The sequence below is a fragment of the Gluconobacter cerinus genome (genome assembly GCF_025961355.1).
In the GTDB taxonomy this organism is placed as follows: Bacteria; Pseudomonadota; Alphaproteobacteria; order Acetobacterales; family Acetobacteraceae; genus Gluconobacter; species Gluconobacter cerinus.
Genome location: NZ_JAOQNM010000001.1, coordinates 635,725 through 652,456, shown reverse-complemented (window position 1 = coordinate 652,456; position 16,732 = coordinate 635,725). Strand labels below are relative to the sequence as shown.

23 protein-coding genes are annotated in these 16,732 nt (G+C 57.5%); 18 read left to right on the top strand and 5 right to left on the bottom strand.

Annotation, left to right across the window (positions count from 1 at the left end):
• Positions 1–40 precede the first annotated feature (40 nt).
• The 6 genes from M2305_RS03015 (at position 41) to gloA (ending at position 4,742) form a co-directional block, all read left to right on the top strand.
• On the top strand, positions 41–952 hold the full coding sequence (locus M2305_RS03015) for an OmpH family outer membrane protein (RefSeq protein ID WP_174694768.1): 912 nt from the start codon (positions 41–43) through the stop codon (positions 950–952).
• An 11-nt stretch (positions 953–963) separates the two neighbouring features.
• Complete coding sequence (lpxD, locus tag M2305_RS03010) at positions 964–2,025, top strand: UDP-3-O-(3-hydroxymyristoyl)glucosamine N-acyltransferase (RefSeq protein ID WP_264648536.1); 1,062 nt, start codon at positions 964–966, stop codon at positions 2,023–2,025.
• Positions 2,026–2,127: 102 nt separating this feature from the next.
• On the top strand, positions 2,128–2,646 hold the full coding sequence (gene fabZ, locus M2305_RS03005; RefSeq protein WP_080951397.1) for a 3-hydroxyacyl-ACP dehydratase FabZ: 519 nt from the start codon (positions 2,128–2,130) through the stop codon (positions 2,644–2,646).
• 4 nt (positions 2,647–2,650) lie between these two features.
• Positions 2,651–3,508 carry an acyl-ACP--UDP-N-acetylglucosamine O-acyltransferase gene (gene lpxA / locus M2305_RS03000; protein WP_046899779.1) on the top strand — a complete coding sequence of 286 codons (858 nt, stop codon included), beginning with the start codon at positions 2,651–2,653 and terminating at the stop codon, positions 3,506–3,508.
• A gap of 2 nt (positions 3,509–3,510) precedes the next feature.
• Positions 3,511–4,356 carry an LpxI family protein gene (locus M2305_RS02995; protein WP_264648535.1) on the top strand — a complete coding sequence of 282 codons (846 nt, stop codon included), beginning with the start codon at positions 3,511–3,513 and terminating at the stop codon, positions 4,354–4,356.
• A complete protein-coding gene (gene gloA, locus M2305_RS02990; RefSeq protein ID WP_046899777.1) occupies positions 4,353–4,742 on the top strand; it encodes a lactoylglutathione lyase in 390 nt (129 codons plus the stop codon). Before M2305_RS02995 ends, gloA begins: the two co-directional genes overlap by 4 nt.
• On the opposite strand, the gene M2305_RS02985 is transcribed toward gloA, so the two are convergent.
• The gene (locus tag M2305_RS02985; RefSeq protein ID WP_232309105.1) at positions 4,726–4,935 is read right to left on the bottom strand and encodes a hypothetical protein; all 210 of its coding nucleotides are present in this window, start codon (positions 4,933–4,935) and stop codon (positions 4,726–4,728) included. The two genes, gloA and M2305_RS02985, sit on opposite strands and share 17 nt — an antisense overlap.
• 142 nt (positions 4,936–5,077) lie before the next feature.
• Here M2305_RS02985 and rpmH point away from each other — a divergent pair, with 142 nt between their 5' ends.
• The 6 genes from rpmH to argB all read left to right on the top strand — a co-directional run bounded on the left by rpmH (position 5,078) and on the right by argB (position 9,232).
• On the top strand, positions 5,078–5,212 hold the full coding sequence (gene rpmH / locus M2305_RS02980) for a 50S ribosomal protein L34 (RefSeq protein WP_010501271.1): 135 nt from the start codon (positions 5,078–5,080) through the stop codon (positions 5,210–5,212).
• Positions 5,209–5,556 (top strand): ribonuclease P protein component, encoded by a 348-nt coding sequence (gene rnpA, locus M2305_RS02975; protein ID WP_046899775.1) that lies wholly within the window; start codon positions 5,209–5,211, stop codon positions 5,554–5,556. Before rpmH ends, rnpA begins: the two co-directional genes overlap by 4 nt.
• Positions 5,553–5,801 carry a membrane protein insertion efficiency factor YidD gene (yidD, locus tag M2305_RS02970; protein WP_064273914.1) on the top strand — a complete coding sequence of 83 codons (249 nt, stop codon included), beginning with the start codon at positions 5,553–5,555 and terminating at the stop codon, positions 5,799–5,801. Before rnpA ends, yidD begins: the two co-directional genes overlap by 4 nt.
• Positions 5,802–5,891: 90 nt before the next feature.
• Positions 5,892–7,613, top strand: a complete 1,722-nt coding sequence (gene yidC / locus M2305_RS02965) for a membrane protein insertase YidC (protein WP_264648534.1) — start codon at positions 5,892–5,894, stop codon at positions 7,611–7,613.
• Between the two features lie 6 nt (positions 7,614–7,619).
• Complete coding sequence (gene yihA / locus M2305_RS02960; protein WP_086634465.1) at positions 7,620–8,300, top strand: ribosome biogenesis GTP-binding protein YihA/YsxC; 681 nt, start codon at positions 7,620–7,622, stop codon at positions 8,298–8,300.
• Positions 8,297–9,232, top strand: a complete 936-nt coding sequence (argB, locus tag M2305_RS02955) for an acetylglutamate kinase (RefSeq protein ID WP_086634466.1) — start codon at positions 8,297–8,299, stop codon at positions 9,230–9,232. The genes yihA and argB overlap by 4 nt, the downstream gene beginning before the upstream one ends.
• 6 nt (positions 9,233–9,238) lie before the next feature.
• Here the strand turns inward: argB and M2305_RS02950 are convergent, their stop codons facing one another.
• Positions 9,239–10,123 carry a GGDEF domain-containing protein gene (locus M2305_RS02950; RefSeq protein ID WP_264648533.1) on the bottom strand — a complete coding sequence of 295 codons (885 nt, stop codon included), beginning with the start codon at positions 10,121–10,123 and terminating at the stop codon, positions 9,239–9,241.
• Positions 10,124–10,491: 368 nt separating this feature from the next.
• Between M2305_RS02950 and dapD the strand changes: the two genes are divergently transcribed.
• From dapD to M2305_RS02935, 3 genes are read left to right on the top strand one after another with little or no spacing between them, the layout of a single operon-like run.
• Complete coding sequence (dapD, locus tag M2305_RS02945; protein WP_264648532.1) at positions 10,492–11,322, top strand: 2,3,4,5-tetrahydropyridine-2,6-dicarboxylate N-succinyltransferase; 831 nt, start codon at positions 10,492–10,494, stop codon at positions 11,320–11,322.
• A 4-nt stretch (positions 11,323–11,326) separates the two neighbouring features.
• A complete protein-coding gene (gene dapE, locus M2305_RS02940) occupies positions 11,327–12,472 on the top strand; it encodes a succinyl-diaminopimelate desuccinylase (RefSeq protein WP_264648531.1) in 1,146 nt (381 codons plus the stop codon).
• Positions 12,473–12,510: 38 nt separating this feature from the next.
• A complete protein-coding gene (locus M2305_RS02935; RefSeq protein WP_211501999.1) occupies positions 12,511–13,086 on the top strand; it encodes a hypothetical protein in 576 nt (191 codons plus the stop codon).
• On the opposite strand, the gene truA is transcribed toward M2305_RS02935, so the two are convergent.
• The 3 genes from truA to def are packed head-to-tail and all read right to left on the bottom strand — an operon-like array spanning position 13,083 to position 15,327.
• On the bottom strand, positions 13,083–13,853 hold the full coding sequence (truA, locus tag M2305_RS02930) for a tRNA pseudouridine(38-40) synthase TruA (protein WP_046899768.1): 771 nt from the start codon (positions 13,851–13,853) through the stop codon (positions 13,083–13,085). The two genes, M2305_RS02935 and truA, sit on opposite strands and share 4 nt — an antisense overlap.
• A gap of 1 nt (position 13,854) precedes the next feature.
• Positions 13,855–14,766 carry a methionyl-tRNA formyltransferase gene (gene fmt / locus M2305_RS02925; RefSeq protein WP_264648530.1) on the bottom strand — a complete coding sequence of 304 codons (912 nt, stop codon included), beginning with the start codon at positions 14,764–14,766 and terminating at the stop codon, positions 13,855–13,857.
• Positions 14,767–14,772: 6 nt separating this feature from the next.
• Entirely contained in the window at positions 14,773–15,327 is a 555-nt protein-coding gene (def, locus tag M2305_RS02920) for a peptide deformylase (protein WP_046899880.1), read from the bottom strand.
• A gap of 166 nt (positions 15,328–15,493) precedes the next feature.
• Between def and M2305_RS02915 the strand changes: the two genes are divergently transcribed.
• From M2305_RS02915 to M2305_RS02905, 3 genes are all read left to right on the top strand, one after another.
• Positions 15,494–16,006, top strand: coding sequence for an Hsp20 family protein (locus M2305_RS02915; protein ID WP_211497806.1), 513 nt, complete (start codon positions 15,494–15,496; stop codon positions 16,004–16,006).
• 76 nt (positions 16,007–16,082) lie between these two features.
• The gene (locus M2305_RS02910) at positions 16,083–16,334 is read left to right on the top strand and encodes a DUF1150 family protein (RefSeq protein ID WP_046899765.1); all 252 of its coding nucleotides are present in this window, start codon (positions 16,083–16,085) and stop codon (positions 16,332–16,334) included.
• Positions 16,335–16,344: 10 nt separating this feature from the next.
• The gene (locus M2305_RS02905) at positions 16,345–16,707 is read left to right on the top strand and encodes a RidA family protein (protein ID WP_086634472.1); all 363 of its coding nucleotides are present in this window, start codon (positions 16,345–16,347) and stop codon (positions 16,705–16,707) included.
• The last annotated feature ends 25 nt before the right edge of the window (positions 16,708–16,732 follow it).

Here is a 16,732-nt window from a genome sequence, read left to right as displayed (position 1 = left end):
CGAGCTCCAAGCAATTCCATCCCCTTTCCCAGAGGTGGTTATGACCTTTATTTCCCTGATGCGCCCGGCTTCGGTCGGTGCGCTTCTGGCTGCGACGGTTCTTGCTGTTGCACCCGCTGCTCACGCCCAGGCCGCCAACAACGGTGGATGGTTTGTTCCCAAAGCCGCACATCCGGATGCACCGGCTGCTGCACGTCCGGCACCTCGCCGTAGTGTGCCCATGGCTGAGGCGCCTGTTGAAGACGAGCAGGCTGCTCCGAATGCACAGCAGGCTCCACCGGTACTGCCTTTGCCGCCGATCCCTAATCCGCCAACTGTTGCGAAGGGCGCTGCGCCGCCAGCAGCAGTTATCGGTGTGATCAATGTCCAGGCTGTCATGCAAATGTCGTCTGCTGCGCAGGAGATCCAGCAGGTTCTTGGCGCACGTCGTGACAAGCTGGCACAGGCTGTGCAGCGTGAAGAGGGTGCATGGCGTGGTGAGCAGCAGAAGCTGCAATCCGAAGCCCGCAGTCTTACAGCTGATCAGATCCAGCTTCGTGAGCGCCATCTTCAGGAGCGCCGCGCCAAGGATCAGCGCGATTTTGGTAATCAGGCTCGTATTGTTCAGGAAGCTGCGCAGGTTGCCTTTCACCAGATCGAGCGTGAGCTTGAACAGGGTAACGGCATCATTGCCGCCGTTGCTGGTGCGCATAACATGAACCTGGTTCTGCATGCAGAGCAGGTTGTGCTGCACGTGGGCGAGCAGGACATCACGGAAGAAGTGGCAAACCAGCTGAACAAGACGCTGCCTCACGTGTTTATTCCTGACGAAGGCGTGGATCCTGAGCAACTCGCCAAGTCTGGCAAGATGCCAACGACGGCAGACGAACAGCGTGCGCCGCAGGGTCCTGAACAGGCAGCGCCAGCTTCGGCCCCAGCGCAGCCTGAGTCCGTTCTCCGGCAGCATCACTGAGGCCTGATCCCGTGGCTGATAAGGTACTCACCGAAAACCGACCTGGTGATGAGCGCTTCTTCCTGAGAGCTGGACCTTTTGGTCTGGCTCATCTTGCGGAAGTATCGGGAAGCGAGGTTCGTTCCGCTGCTGAAGGGCAGGAGAATCAAGTCAGTTTCCGCGGGGTTGCCCCATTGCACGTTGCGGGACCGGAAGACGTGAGTTTTCTGGATAATCGCCGCTACCTGCCTCTTCTGGAAAAAACGCGTGCAGGAGTAGTAATTCTTGCGCCGGCTTTTGCAGACAAGCTGCCAGCACATACGGCGGGCCTTGTCTGCAAAACGCCCTACCTTGCATGGGCACGCATTGCAGCGCTCTTTCATCCTGCACCGTCATCGACGGGTGTTCGCCATCCTTCGGCTTATGTCAGTGAGACGGCTGAGATCGGTGAGAATGTCGAGATTGGGGCTTTCGCTGTTGTCGAAGACGGCGCGAAAATTGGCTCGGGCACACTGATTGGTGCGCATGCCGTGATTGGTCGGAGTGTCGAGATTGGTGAAGGTTGCCGCATTGGCAGCCATGTCAGTCTGACGCACGCCCGTGTCGGGAACAGGGTAACACTGTATCCCGGCGCCCGCATTGGTCAGGACGGATTTGGTTTTGCTGTCGGCCCTGCTGGTTTCGAGACCGTGCCGCAGCTTGGTCTGGTTGTCATTGAGGACGACGTTGAGATCGGTGCTAACTCAACGATTGATCGTGGCTCCATGCGCGATACGATCATTGGGGCAGGCACGCGGATCGATAATCTGGTTCAGATCGGACACAATGCTCAGCTCGGAAAATGCTGCATTGTTGTTTCACAGGCTGGTATTTCCGGCTCGACCGAGCTTGGCGATTTCGTCACGATCGCTGCTCAGGCCGGCCTGATCGGTCATATCAAGATTGGTGACAAGGCCCGTGTTGGGGCTCAGTGCGGTGTCATGTCTGACGTGGATGCGGGAGCGGATGTTATCGGTAGCCCCGCCATGCCCTTCCGGGAATTCTTCCGGAACGTAGCCACTTTGCGGAAGCTCTCCCGCAAAAGCGGCGACTGACCTTTCCGGTGACGGATGGTATCCCGTAGCCAGTTTTGCTAAGGGAGGCCATCCGCACTGCTCGGAGAGCAGAAAACTGACAAAATTTTCCCTTAGAAGGGCATGGTGAACAAAATGGATCGAGTGGACGCTCCGGCTGAAAAGACGACCCCGGCAGAAGGGGCTTCGGGAACGCATCAGGTTCCTGAGAGCATCGACATTCTGCAGATCATGCAGGCGATCCCTCATCGCTATCCGTTCCTGCTGATCGACAAGATGCAGGAAATCAAGGCTGGTGAGTCCGCTGTTGGCATCAAGAACGTCACGGTGAACGAGCCCTTCTTTCAAGGACATTTTCCTTCCCATCCGGTGATGCCAGGCGTTCTGATCATCGAAGCCATGGCTCAGACAGCGGCAACGCTCGTTGTCCTGACGCTTGGCAAGGCCTTCGAAGGAAAGCTGGTGTATTTCATGACCATTGAAGGCGCCAAGTTCCGCCGTCCGGTTGGGCCGGGTGATCAGCTTCGTATTGAGGTGGTCAAGGAACGGTCCCGGGCGAATGTCTGGAAATTCAAGGGTACTGCACGTGTTGACGGCGTTGCTGTTGCAGAGGCAACCTTCAGTGCCATGATCATGGGCTGAACTGATGCAGATTGCAGGAAAACGATCCGATAGCGCTGAGATTCACGCGACTGCTCTTGTCGATGAACGTGCCCGAATTGGGGAAAATGTTCGCATTGGCCCGTGGTGCATCGTCGGGCCTCATGTGACACTTGGCGACGGTGTGCACCTGCATGCTTCGGTGATTGTCGACGGGCACACGACCCTGCGTGAGGAAGTGGAAGTCTATCCGTTCGTCACGATCGGGATGGCACCGCAGGACCTCAAATATGCTGGTGAGCCGACGCTTTGTGAGATCGGCGCGAAAACCATCATCCGTGAAAACGTCACCATTCATCGTGGAACGGCGCAGGGACATGCTCTGACGAAAATCGGTGCGTCCTGCCTGATTATGGCAAATGCTCATGTGGCGCATGACTGTGTTCTCGGTGATCGTGTGATCATTGTGAACAATGTTGTCATGGGTGGTCATGTCGAGATTGCTGACGATGCCAAGGTCATGGGATCAGCCGCGCTCCATCAGTTCGTACGCATTGGTCGCGGCGCTGTTGTTGGTGGCGTTTGCGGTGTCGAGATGGATGTCATCCCCTACGGAAGTGTCCTCGGGAACCGCGCCCGTTTGGTCGGTCTGAATTGGATCGGGTTGAAGCGGTCTGGTGTGGGCCCGGAAGAAATGCAGGCCATGCGTCGTGCGTTCCGGACGCTTTATCCACGTCATGGCAGTACGGATGTGGTGCTTGAAGCCCGACTTGCGGACGTGCGCCGTGAATATGGGCATTTGCAGCGTATTGCTGAAATGCTGGACTTTATGGAAGCGCCAAGCCGTCGCGGGCTGACACGTGTGGCCCGTAATGAGGGGCTTTCCGAAACCGAAGGGGCCTGAGCATGATGGGGGCAGGTTGCGTCGGTATTCTGGCCGGGGCAGGCCCCTTGCCTGCAAAGGTCGCTGCGGCTGCCCTGGAGAAGGGGAAGTCGGTTTTTGTGGTCGGCTTTCGTGATTTCGCGGACATGTCCCGTCTGGCACCTTATCCACATGAAATCATCCGCCTTGCTGCTGTAGGAGAAATCCTGACAGCCCTTAAAAAGCATGGATGCCGGGAACTGGTTCTGATCGGGCCGGTTCGGCGCCCTGCATGGCGTGACCTTCGCCCTGATGCGGAAGGGGCGCGTGTTCTTGCGCGTCTGGGACGCGCAATCTTCCTTGGCGACGACGGGCTTCTCGGAGCCGTTGTGCGCGTGCTCGGGGAAGAAGGGTTCATTGTTCGTGGCGCCCACGAATTCCTTGATCATGCTACCGGTAAAAGCGGGACGCTCGGTCGCGTTGTGCCCGACGAACAGGCGCGTCAGGACATAGCGCGTGGTGTTCAGGTGCTGCGGGCCATGGCTGCGCTGGATATCGGGCAGGGGTGTGTCGTTCAGAGCGGTCTGGTTCTGGCTGTCGAAGCTCTTGAGGGTACGGATGCCATGCTGGGACGCTGCGGCAAACTGATGCAGGCTGGCAGTGGCGGCGTTCTTATCAAAATGCCTAAAAGCGGACAGGACCTGAGGGCAGATATGCCGACAATAGGTCCTGAGACGCTGGAAAATGCGGCCCGGAACGGATTGCGGGGCGTCGCGTTTCAGCCTGGTGTCACGTTGTTGACAGACCCTGACCGCTGCGTCGCCTTGGCTGACCGATACGGGCTATTCCTTTACGGGCTGACAAGCGAAGATCTGAAAGAAGAAAAATGAGCACATTTCTGCACACGATGGTTCGTATTCGAGACATTGATCGCAGTCTGGCGTTCTACAGCCTTCTTGGCATGAAAGAACTGCGCCGCAAGGAAGTTCGTGAAGGCCGTTACACACTCGTTTTCATTGGATTCGCTGATAATGAGAACGGACAGGCTGAAATTGAGCTGACCTATAACTGGGATCAGGAAACGGATTACGACGTCGGCACGGGATTCGGCCATTTTGCGATTGGCGTGCCGGATGTGGCTGCGCTTGTAGAGGCTGTTCGGATCGGCGGCGGCAAAGTGACCCGTGAAGCCGGGCCACTGAAGTTCGGCACGATCATCATTGCCTTCGTGGAAGATCCAGACGGCTACAAGATCGAGCTTATTGAGAAGAAGTAGGTTTCTTCAGGAGGCGCAGTGCTTTTTCCAGCGCCTCGACAATTGTTCCTGCATGTTTTCTGACGGATTCGTCTGAATGAGATGTCAGGATGTCCGCACACAGCATCGCCGGGGACAGGGCATTTCGCAGATCATGTCGAAATGCCTTGGAGTCGTCAGTTGATGACGGTGGTAGAGCGGGATTCTGGCTCATATCCTTAAGTTCCTGAGGGTGTAGCATTGACAGGGGAGGGTCGGGTGAGTACAAGCCCGGGTCTCATTCACCGGGCGTTTCGTGCGCCCGATCGACGCGGATGTCCAGAGAGGCGTCTGCATGGTTTTAAAGGATCGATGTCATGAAGCGCACGTATCAACCCTCCAAGCTGGTTCGTAAGCGTCGTCACGGTTTCCGTGCACGTAGTGCTACAGTCGGTGGCCGCCGCGTGCTGGCAAACCGTCGCACCAAGGGCCGCTCGAAGCTCTCCGCCTGAGCCGGAACCATACAGCTGGCCGCCTGAAAAAGCGGCCGCAGTTTCTGCGTGTTGCCGGGAAGGGGCGTAAAGTCGCTACCCCGGGAATGGTTGTGCAGATGCTGCAGGATGATAGCCAGCCTGATAGTCGTGTCGGCTTTACCGTCACGAAAAAGGTTGGAAACTCTGTCATCCGTAACCGCACAAAACGCCGCCTCCGTGAGGCGCTGCGTCTTGTAGCGCGTGAGGACGGTCTTCCTTCGGGAGACTTTGTCCTGATCGGCCGCGACGGTACGCGCCGACGAGAATTCCCCCTTCTTCAGGATGATCTTCGTAAAGCGCTCCGCAAGGGCTTGGAAAAATGACACGCCTTCTCAATAAGGCTGTCACCGTTTTCCTGCTTGCGTTGATTGACGCTTACAAGCTCTTCATCAGTCCCTATCTGGGCCGAAACTGTCGTTTTGAACCTGGGTGCAGCACCTATGCCATCATGGCAATCAAGGGGCATGGGCCTGTTCGGGGCGGCTGGCTGGCATTGAAGAGAATCCTCCGCTGTCACCCCTGGTCAAAAGGGGGATGTGACCTCCCGCCCGAGGCTCATCGGCATTAAAAACGCGTGCGCCTATTGTTTTGGTAACGGTTTTCGGCCACTTGAGGCTCAGCATTCCTCCGTTAGAGACGAAAGACCGGCATCAGCCCGATGGAAATCAAGCGCATCATTGCGGCCATTATCCTCTCGGCCCTCATCCTGATCGGTTTCGACTATTTTATGCCGAAACCCCGTCCGGACAGTCATCCGGCTGTGACGCAGACCACTGCGACACAGTCTCCGTCCACTCCGGCTGTTGCTGGTCCGGCTCAGGCCTCGCCTGAACCGGAAGTGGTCGCTCGTCGCATTGCGATTACCAGCGACGACGTGCAGGGCTCCCTGAACCTCAAGGGTGCGCTTCTGGATGATGCGGTGCTGACGAAGTATCGTGCCACTCTTGCAAAGGACAGTCCGCTTGTCCGTCTGCTGGACAAGCCCGGCAGCGAGCATCCGAACTTCTTCGTAATTGGCTGGAGCAACGCTCCGGGGTCCAATGCGAAGGTTCCGGATCTGAACACTGTCTGGACCAGTGCAGACGAGGCACTCTCTCCTGGCCACCCTGTCACACTGACATGGGATAACGGCGAAGGTCTGATCTTCTCGATCCGCCTTTCAGTTGATGAGCATTATATGTTCTCGGCTGTGCAGGCGGTGGAGAATCATTCCTCCCAGCCTGTTGCGTTGCTTCCGTTCCAGCGTGTGCAGCGTGACTATCAGGCTCCGGAAGGTTTCTGGACGGCACATGAAGGCCCTATTGCCGTCATGGACGGTCGCCTGAACGACGAGACCTACAAAAACGTTCGCAAGGGCGCTGAGCATCCTGACCACACGTTCTGGGCCAAGGGGGGCACAGGCGGCTGGGGCGGTATCAGCGACAAGTACTGGCTGACAGCTGTTGCACCTGACTCCACGTCTTCTGTGACGGCAAGCTTTGCTTACGTTCCGGAAAATGCAGGGTCCTATCGTATCGGCTTCGTGTCTCAGGCTCCGCAGCAGATCATGCCGAATGGTACTGTTACGCAGACGAGCCATCTTTTTGCTGGTGCAAAGGTGCCAAGCCTTTTGCAGGCCTACAGCAGCAGCCTGCACATTACGGATCTCGATAAAGCCATCGACTTTGGCTGGTTCAGTTTCCTGACGCGTCCGATCCTGTATCTGCTGCACTGGCTGTATCTGCATCTGGGCAATTTCGGTCTGGCGCTGATGGCGCTGACGCTGATCGTCAAGATTGTGCTCTTCCCGCTGGCATCCAAGGCAGCTGGATCTTCAGCGCGCATGCGTCTGCTGGCCCCGAAGATCAAGGAGATCCGTGAGAAGAACAAGGACGACCCAATGGTGATGAACCAGAAGGTCATGGCGCTCTACCGCGAAGAGGGTGTTAGCCCTGCCAGTGGGTGCCTTCCGGTTCTGATCCAGGCTCCGATCTTCTTCTGCCTCTACAAGATGCTGAACATCAGCATTGACGAGCGTCATGCCCCGTTCTTCGGCTGGATTCACGATCTGTCCGTCCCGGATCCGACGAATATCTTTAACCTGTTTGGTCTGATCCCCTTCGACCCGACTGTGTATTTCTCCTTCCTGCACGTCAGCATCTGGGGCGCCGCACTGGGCGTGACTTTCTGGCTGCTCCAGCGTCAGACAATGGTCAGCATGGACCCGGCTCAGGCCCGCATCATGCAGTTTATGCCGCTGGTCTATGTGTTCGTGATGTCCAACTTCCCGGCCAGCCTTCTGGTTTACTATACGTGGAACAACCTGCTGACATTCGCCCAGCAGTCCTTCATTCAGAGCCGCGCCAAGCTGCCGGTTCCTGTTACTAAAAGTGGACGCTGAGACATCATGAAAGAAGCTGCTGGCCCTCCTACCCCTGAACAGATCGAAGACGGTCGCCTGCTCTTCGCAGGGGAGTGCGAGTTCTTTTTTGGTTCACAGAAGATCGACCAGCTTCCGCCGGTCGGTCGGCCGGAAGTTGCTTTTGCCGGGCGTTCTAATGTTGGCAAGTCCAGCATCATCAACGCCCTGACCGGGCGTCGTGCGCTGGCGAGAGCATCTTCGGAGCCGGGGCGCACCAAGCAACTCAACTTCTTCAATCTCGCGGACCGCATTTCTCTTGTGGATATGCCCGGTTACGGTTTCGCGAAGGCTGCAAAATCGGTCAAGGAAGACTGGCAGAACATGATGTTCGCTTATCTTCGTGGACGGACAACGCTGGCCCGCGTTATTCTGCTTCTGGATGCGCGGATTGAGATCAAGCAGTCCGACAGGGACGTCATGGATCTTCTGGGGCGTGCGGCTGTGGTATTCCAGATTGTGCTCACCAAGTGCGATCAGGTGCGGCCGACTGCACTGAAAGCCAAGATCGCGGAAGTTGAAGCGATTGCTCTCAAGCAGGCTGCGGCCTACCCACGGATCGTCTGCACCAGCAGCCAGACCGGGGAAGGGATTGAAGATCTCCGGGCGGAGATTGCCCGTTTCGCAGATCCTGTTCAGACGTCAGGGGAAGGAGATGTCCGGCCATGAGTAAAAAGACCCACAGTGAAAAGCTGCCGGAGATTCCCCCGGCGGTGAATATGGATGATGCCCAGCAGCAGGCTGCTATTCTTGCAAGCGCGCTGCCGTACCTGCGTCGTTATGCCGGTGACACGATCGTCGTAAAGTATGGCGGTCATGCAATGGGTGAGGGCAAACTCGCCAGTGCTTTCGGATATGACATTGCCCTGCTGAAACTGGTCGGGATCAATCCGATCGTTGTGCATGGTGGCGGTCCTCAGATCAGCTCCATGCTGGATCGTCTCAATATCCGCTCAGAGTTTGTGGATGGTCTGCGCGTTACCGATAGTGCCATGGTCGATGTGATCGAGATGGTTCTGGCCGGGAGTGTGAACAAGCAGGTTGCCCAGCTTATAAACCGTGCTGGCGCCATGGCTGTCGGGATTTCGGGCAAGGATGGGAGTCTTATCCAAGCCCGTAAGGTCACTCGCACGCGGCGTGATCCGGACAGCCAGATCGAGAGCGTCATTGATCTCGGTTTTGTAGGGCAACCTGAGAAGATTGATCCGCGCGTTCTTTATGCTCTGCTTGGCTCAGGTCTGATCCCCGTGATCGCGCCTGTTGGCGCTGGCGAGAATGGTGAGACCTACAATATCAATGCCGATACGGCAGCAGGCGCGATTGCCGGTGCAGTTCATGCATCACGACTGCTGATGCTAACGGACGTTCCGGGCGTGCTGGACCGTGAGGGTAAGCTGATTGAAGAGCTGAGCGCAGAAGAAGCGCGCAATCTCATCAAGGATGGCACGATTTCCGGCGGCATGATCCCGAAAGTTGAGACCTGTCTGGACGCTGTTCAGAGCGGTGCCAAAGCTGCGGTTATTCTCGACGGTCGCGTGCCCCACACCTGCCTTCTGGAACTCTTTACCCGGGCAGGCCCAGGAACTCTCATTAAAGCCTGATGTGGCTTATGGCGCTTCGTGTGAGAAGCGCCATTTTTTTTGCTCTTCTTCTCCGGTCTGGAGAGCCTGACTGGCTCTCTCCAGAAGATTGTCTGCCGTATTTTCCGGATCATTCGCTTCGCGGCACATCAGTCCGATGTGTAACGGGAGATGCACTGGCGGATTAATTAGGATCGGGATGCCATGCGCCGTCATCCGTTCGGCACGCTCAGCCATAGCAAAGCGATCCCCTCCGTCCAGCCAAAGCGCAAACATGTTGCCACTAAGCCGTGCAATAGCATCGGTTGGGCGCACGGCCTTGCGGAGTAAAGCAACGCATTGCGTGAGCGCTTCTTCTCCTGCCTGAAACCCATGTGTTTGGGTTATTTCGCTCAGGCCTGGAACATGCGCGATCATGAGGGTCGCCGCGAGGCAATCACGATCCAGACGCGGAATGCGTCGCTCCATTTCCTGCTTCAGACCTTCCCAGTTCAAAAGGTTGGACGAGAGGTCATAGTGAGCGCCCTTCAGGACGTTCCTGTGCAGCCCTTCCAAATCTTGCAACGTCGCAATGAAGGCCAGGAGAGTACGGATAAATTCGATCTCTTCCGCTGACCACGGTGTTTCTTTCCAGCACAGAAGGCCAAGAGGTGCCTGGCTTCTGATGGCCTCGCACACCAGCATCGCGTGACGGGCCGCTGAAGAAAACTGAATGACGTCGTGATTGAGCAAAAAATCATACTGTTGCAGTTCGTCCTGAAACCCCTCTGGAATTGGGGCAGACTGATGCAACATCAGACTATGATCTGAGGCTGTGAATGCGCTGAAGAGCAGGCACTCAGCCCCAAGTGCTTCCTGTACTTTGGAGAGAGCCGCTGCCATGCCTAGTCGCGGCAGAATGGCGCTGCGCATACAGGCCAGGCTCTCTCGCAAGAGTTGCAAGCTTTGAGGGGAGGTGGGCTCGGTTACCGGAGGGGGCGGGCTTTTCAGGCCAATGTCATGCATTGCCGCAAAGGATCCATGATTTTGCGGCTGAACGTGCCGTATCGTTGAAGCGAGAGATGTGCTGCGTCGTGAATCGATGTGAGAACACCGTGTGGCGTCTTGGGCATTCCGGGTCTTTTCCAGAAGCGAAAGGGCTTGGATTTTTCATAGGATCAAAAGGTAAACAAAGCCTTAACGTTGGTCTGGATGTTGCTCACAGGGAAAGAGCCGTTGACAGTCGGGATCGGGGACCGCATGGTCCGGCGGTTTTCTGCTCCTTTTCCGGATTGGTCCTGATGCCTCACGATACGCTCCGCACCGCTATTGACGCTCTTTGGGAGCGTCGCGCTACTCTGAACGCCCAGACTGAGGGAGAGGACCGCGAGGTCATCGAAACCGCTCTCAAAGGGCTGGACGCTGGTACGCTGCGTGTTGCCGAGCCGAGCGAAGATGGCTGGGTTGTCCATGAATGGCTGAAGAAGGCTGTTCTGCTCTCATTCCGCCTGTACGACAGCCGCGTGATGGTGGGTGGATGTGGCGGTCAGCCTGCTTTTGACAAGGTTCCGCTGAAGTTTGAAGGCTGGGATCAGTTCCGGTTTGCTGAAGCCGGTTTCCGTGCCGTTCCAGGTGCCATTGTTCGTCGCTCCGCGTTCATTGCGCCGAATGTCGTTCTGATGCCGAGCTTCGTGAACGTGGGTGCCCGCGTAGATAGCGGCACGATGGTCGACACCTGGGCGACGGTTGGTTCCTGCGCCCAGATTGGCAAGAACTGCCATATCAGCGGTGGTGCTGGCATCGGTGGCGTTCTTGAGCCGCTTCAGGCTGCTCCCGTCATCATTGAAGATGACTGCTTCATCGGTGCCCGTTCGGAAGTTGCTGAAGGCGTGATCGTGGAGAAGGGTTCCGTCCTGTCCATGGGCGTGTTTATTGGTGCCTCTACGAAGATTGTGGACCGTGCGACGGGTGAAATCTTCATGGGACGTGTGCCGGCCTATTCCGTGGTTATCCCAGGCACGCTACCGCCGAAGGAGCCAGGTCAGCCGTCCCTCGCATGTGCTGTGATCGTCAAGCGCGTTGACGAGCGCACCCGCTCCAAGACGTCCATCAACGAACTGCTGCGCGACTAAAGTCATGCCGTCCCCATCTTTTCCGACTGATCCTGTTGCTCTCGCGCAGGATCTGATCCGCTGTCAGTCCGTCACACCAGCCGATGACGGAGCACAGGCTCTTCTGGCATCTGTGCTGGAAGGGATGGGGTTTGAAGTGGTCCATTTGCCGTTCGGGCCAGCGGACGCTCCGACGCCGAATTTTTACGCTAAAATTGGTACTGGGCGTCCGTCTCTCTGCTTTGCGGGCCATACGGATGTTGTTCCCCCCGGTGAGGGCTGGGCACACGATCCTTTTGCAGCGCAAATTCAGGATGGGCGACTGTACGGCCGCGGGATCGCGGACATGAAAGGTGGCGTTGCCTGCTCGGTGGCAGCCATCGCGCGTTTTCTTCAGAACAATACCCTCAAGGGGGCAATCTCCCTGCTCATTACAGGTGATGAAGAAGGCCCGGCTCATTTCGGTACGAAGCCTGTCATTGAATGGCTGGCGGCTCGAAATGATGTGCCTGATTTCTGCCTGCTCGGAGAACCCACAAATCCTTCGGCTCTGGGGGATACGATCAAGATTGGTCGTCGGGGCAGCATGAACGCGGACATTGTGGTTCGGGGCGTTCAGGGACACGTTGCCTATCCGCATCTGGCCGATAACCCCATCCACCGCCTCCTTCCAGCGCTCAGTGAATTGACTGGACGCTGCCTTGATGAGGGGACGAAGTGGTTCTCCCCGTCTTCATTGCAGATCACGAGCGTTGACGTCGGCAACCCTGCGACGAACGTCATTCCTGCTGAGGCTAGGGCACGCCTGAACATCCGGTTCAATGACCGTCACACCGGTGCGGCCCTGACTGAGTGGATCCGTGAAGTTGTGGCCCGGCATGCACCTGACAGTGACGTTACGGTTTCCATCAGCGGGGAGGCGTTTCTGACGCAGCCGGGTCCAGCAGTTCAATGTCTTGAGCGGGCTGTTCAGGATGTGACAGGGCGGCAGCCGAAACTCGATACGGGCGGAGGAACGTCTGATGCGCGCTTCATTTCGCAGTACTGTGCCGTAGCAGAGTTTGGTCTGGTTGGGGCGACAATGCATAAGCGGGACGAGCATGTTGACGTCTCGACCCTTGAAGATCTGACGCAGATCTATCTGACGTTCATGGAAAGATTTGGCCTGTGACCCCAGACCGTCCAACCGGTATTCCCCCGCTTGGAGGAATGAGTATCCCACTGGGCGTCTGGCTGCTGGGGCGTGGGCGTGCGGTGGGGATCAACTGTTTCTCCCCCGGGGTTCAGCCGCTGATGGCGGCTCTGGCGCCCACCATTGCCATAACCCTGATCGAACTGGTGAGTGTCTTCTTGTTGCCAGCCGATCAGCGGGAATTGCAGGCCATACGTGCGCTGGTTCAGCTGGTTTGCCCGTTGCTTCAGCTCATCGTCTCGGAACGTTATGCCGTGTTCGTGGGTCGGAAAGGCTTGTGGACCCGGTATGCGACGGCTTCGCTCTGGTGCGCGTGGCTACCTGTTATCATGATGATCATGGCCGAAGGCATCATGAGGATCATCATGCCTGCCGCTGCCTCGTCTTCTGCTGCGCTGGCCGGTGTTGCGGTGGGTGTATGGCTCTATAGCCTGTGGCTAACCTGGTACGTCACGCGGGTTGGGCTTGTGATGACGGCATGGCAGGCCGCCATTATGACGGTATTGCAGACGGTGAGCGTGTTTGTCCTGATCGGCCTGCTCTTGCTGGTCCCACCGCATTACAATGCGATAGCCGATCTGTTCGGAGCTTAGGCGAACGGATCTTCCGGATAGCCGACGCCTGTGAGGCATAGGCCATCCGGTGGAGATGTTGGCCCGGCAGCGCAGCGGTTCCGGGCTTCCAACACTTCGCGCATCTTTTCCGGTGGCCACTGGCGTGAGCCCACCATGACCAGAGAGCCGACCATATTCCGGACCTGATGGTGCAGGAACGAGCGTGCCTTCGTGTTCACAATAACCAATTCGCCTTCCCGGTGAATGGTCAGAACATCAAGGGTACGGACAGCACTTCGGGCCTGACAGGCGATCGCCCGGAATGACGTGAAGTCGTGCGAGCCCAGAAGGTAGTTCGCGCCTTCCTGCATCAGGTCTACATCCAGAACGCGCTTGACGTGCCAGACGTGTGTCTCCTGTAAAGCAGGGCGCGCCTGGCGGTTCAGGATTTTGAACTGGTAGCTGCGCCAGATGGCGGAGAAACGTGCGCTCCAGTCCAGGCTGACCTGTGCGGCCTCCAGAACTACAACCCTGTGAGGCTTGAGGTAATAACCCATGCCATCGCGGATCTGACGGCCATTGATCTTGGCGTCGCCCGGGAAATCGATGTGAATGACCATTCCGGAGGCATGGACACCGGCATCGGTACGGCCTGCGGTAATGCTGGAGACCGGACGATTTCCAACAAGCCGAGACGCTGCCGCCTCAATGAGGCTCTGGATAGAGACGCCGTCTTGCTGCTTCTGCCATCCCACAAAGCCCGTCCCGTCATATTCGAGACGTAATGCCCAGCGGGAGATATCCATTTCAGTCAAAGCGTGTGCCTGCCGGAATTGCTTGTCCGCGTACGAAATCTGCAGCGTCCATCATGCTGCGTCCGGGCTTCTGGATACGGTCAATGCGCAGTACGCCGGTGCCGCAGGCAATGGTCAGAGCATCATCCAGTGCGCTACCGGCAACAGGTCCTGCAATTTCGGGGCGTGGGGTAGCTGCGCCGATTTTGAGGACGACATCGTTTAGCATCGTGAATGCGCCGGGCCATGGTGTCAGCCCCCGAATTTGGCGATCGATTTCTTCGCAGGACCGTGACCAGTCGATACGCCCGTCTTCGCGCTTCAACATATGCGCGTATGTCACGCCGTCTTCAGGCTGTGGCACAGCCTGAGGCTGCTCATTCAGTGCTCGAACAATCAGCCTGCCGCCAATTTCCGCCAGACGATCGTGGAGCGTGCTGGCGGTGTCTGACAGGCTGATTGGCGTGGCTTCCTCCAGCAGGACCGCGCCCGTATCGAGACCCTCGTCCATCTGCATGATGGAAACGCCGCTTTTGGTATCTCCGGCCACGATGGAGGACTGGATAGGCGAAGCTCCGCGCCAGCGGGGAAGCAGGCTTGCGTGAATATTCAGGCACCCCAGACGGGGGGCATCCAGCATGGCTTTCGGCAGGATCAACCCGTAAGCGGCGACTACTGCGGCGTCTGCATTGAGCGCGGCAAAGGCTTCATGCTCTGTTACGTCCCGGCGAACGCGGGCAGGCGTACGCACTTCAATGCCTGCCGCTTCGGCGGCTTCATGGACAGGGGAGCGCCGTACGGCCTTGCCACGTCCTGCCGGACGAGGGGGCTGCGTATAAACGGCAACGATTTCGTGTCCTGCGGCCATGAGGGCATGCAGGGCCGGAACCGCGAAATCCGGCGTACCCATGAAGATCAGACGCATCAGAGATTAACGCCTTCTCAGCTTCTGCTCTTTGGCCAGGCGGCGCATGATCATGTTGCGCTTGAGTGTGGAGAGGTGATCCACGAACAGGATACCCTCCAGATGATCCATTTCATGCTGGATGCATGTCGCCAGCAGGCCATCAGCATCACGCTCGATGATCTCACCCGCGAGGTCGCGGTAACGCACGCGAATCGATTCGGGGCGGATGACTTCCGCATACTGGTTCGGCAGCGAGAGGCAGCCTTCTTCCCGTACGGCCATCTGTTCGGAATCCGTGACGATCTCCGGATTGATGAGAACCATGGGTTCGCGCGGGGCATCTTCTTCAGCGACGTCCACAAGGGCAAAGCGCATATCAAGACCAACCTGCGGGGCCGCGAGGCCAATGCCGGGAGCCTTGTACATGGCGGAAAACATGCCTGGAAGCTGCTCACGCAGGAACGCCATGTCCTCTGCTCGGACGTCACGGGTGACCTGACGCAGCACGGGCGCAGGGGCAATCAGGATCGGGGTCGGCGGCACCGCGTCGATGCCGGACAGGAAATCGAATTCGCTCATGCCTTGCGATGTAGCGAGCGACGGCTGTTTATGCCAGTCCCGAGCAAGCATTTCCCGAGGCAGAACTTGCATAGAAAGCCTGCTCCACCATATCTTAGGGTCACGTCAGATGCCTCATGGAGGGTCTGGTTCCCGCTGTCTCGCTCATGGAGGAGGCTCTAGCCCTATGTCCGGTCGCTTGTTTACATCCCCGATGTTCCTTGGTTTTGATCATCTTGAGCAGATGCTCGAGCGTGCCGCCAAGTCTACGTCAGACGGTTACCCGCCCTACAACATCGAGCAGCTGAGCCAGACGGCGCTCCGGATTACCCTGGCTGTAGCCGGGTTCGTGATGGATGACCTTCAGATCACGCAGGAAGACAACCAGTTGGTGATCCGTGGACGTCAGACCGATGACAGCCAGGGACGTATCTTCCTGCATCGTGGTATTGCTGCACGGCAGTTCCATAAGGCGTTTGTTCTGGCTGAAGGCATAGAGATTGGCGGAGCATGGCTTGATAATGGCCTGCTGCATATCGATCTTCTGCGTCCGGAGCCTGAAGTCCGTGTCAAACGGATTGCTATCACGCAGGGACGGCGCACTGGCGGGAGCCCGCAGACGGTTCAGCACGAAGTTGTCCCGCCTGTGGTCAAGACGGCTCGGCGGACCCGGCCGGTGCGGGAACTCGACGACGAGTAAGTCACGTATCGACAGTATGAATGTTTCAACCTGACTGCGGCTGAAAAGGCCCTCAGGTGTCAGTAAGGATTATGAATTGAACAACCCGTTCGAAAACAGTGATGGGCAGGAAGACGTGCTCCCCGCAGATCTGAGGCGGATCACGGGGCCGCAGCTTCGGACGCTGGGCATGTCCCAGCTGGCCTATGTCAAATCAGTGCTGCATGACGGCGAGCTGATGGTGGCGATTCACGCTGCTGACGGCACACCGATGGCAGTTGCTGAGGATGAGGAAAGCGCTATGGACGCGATCCTCGAACACGAATTGATTCCTACTCTTCTTCAGTGAAGGTTCCGGCGTGAGCACTAATCCCGACATTACTCGCCATCTTGAAGAAAATCGTCTTGCTGGCGTCGTGACCCATAATGGCTTGGCTTATCTCGCCGGTCAGGTCGCGGATGATGCCACGCTGGATACTGAAGGCCAGACGGCTGATATCCTGCACCAGATTGACGTGCTTCTGGCGGATCTGGGTACGGACAAGACGCGTATCCTGTCTGTTCAGATCTTCCTGACCGACATCAACGAGATCGGGAACATGAACAAGGCCTGGGATGTGTGGCTGGATACGGGCCATAAGCCCGCTCGTGCTACGGTTGAGGCCAAGTTGGCCGATCCGGACTGGCGGGTGGAAATTACGGCGATTGCTGCCCTGCGCTGAGCAGAAGCAACTCCCAATAAAAAAG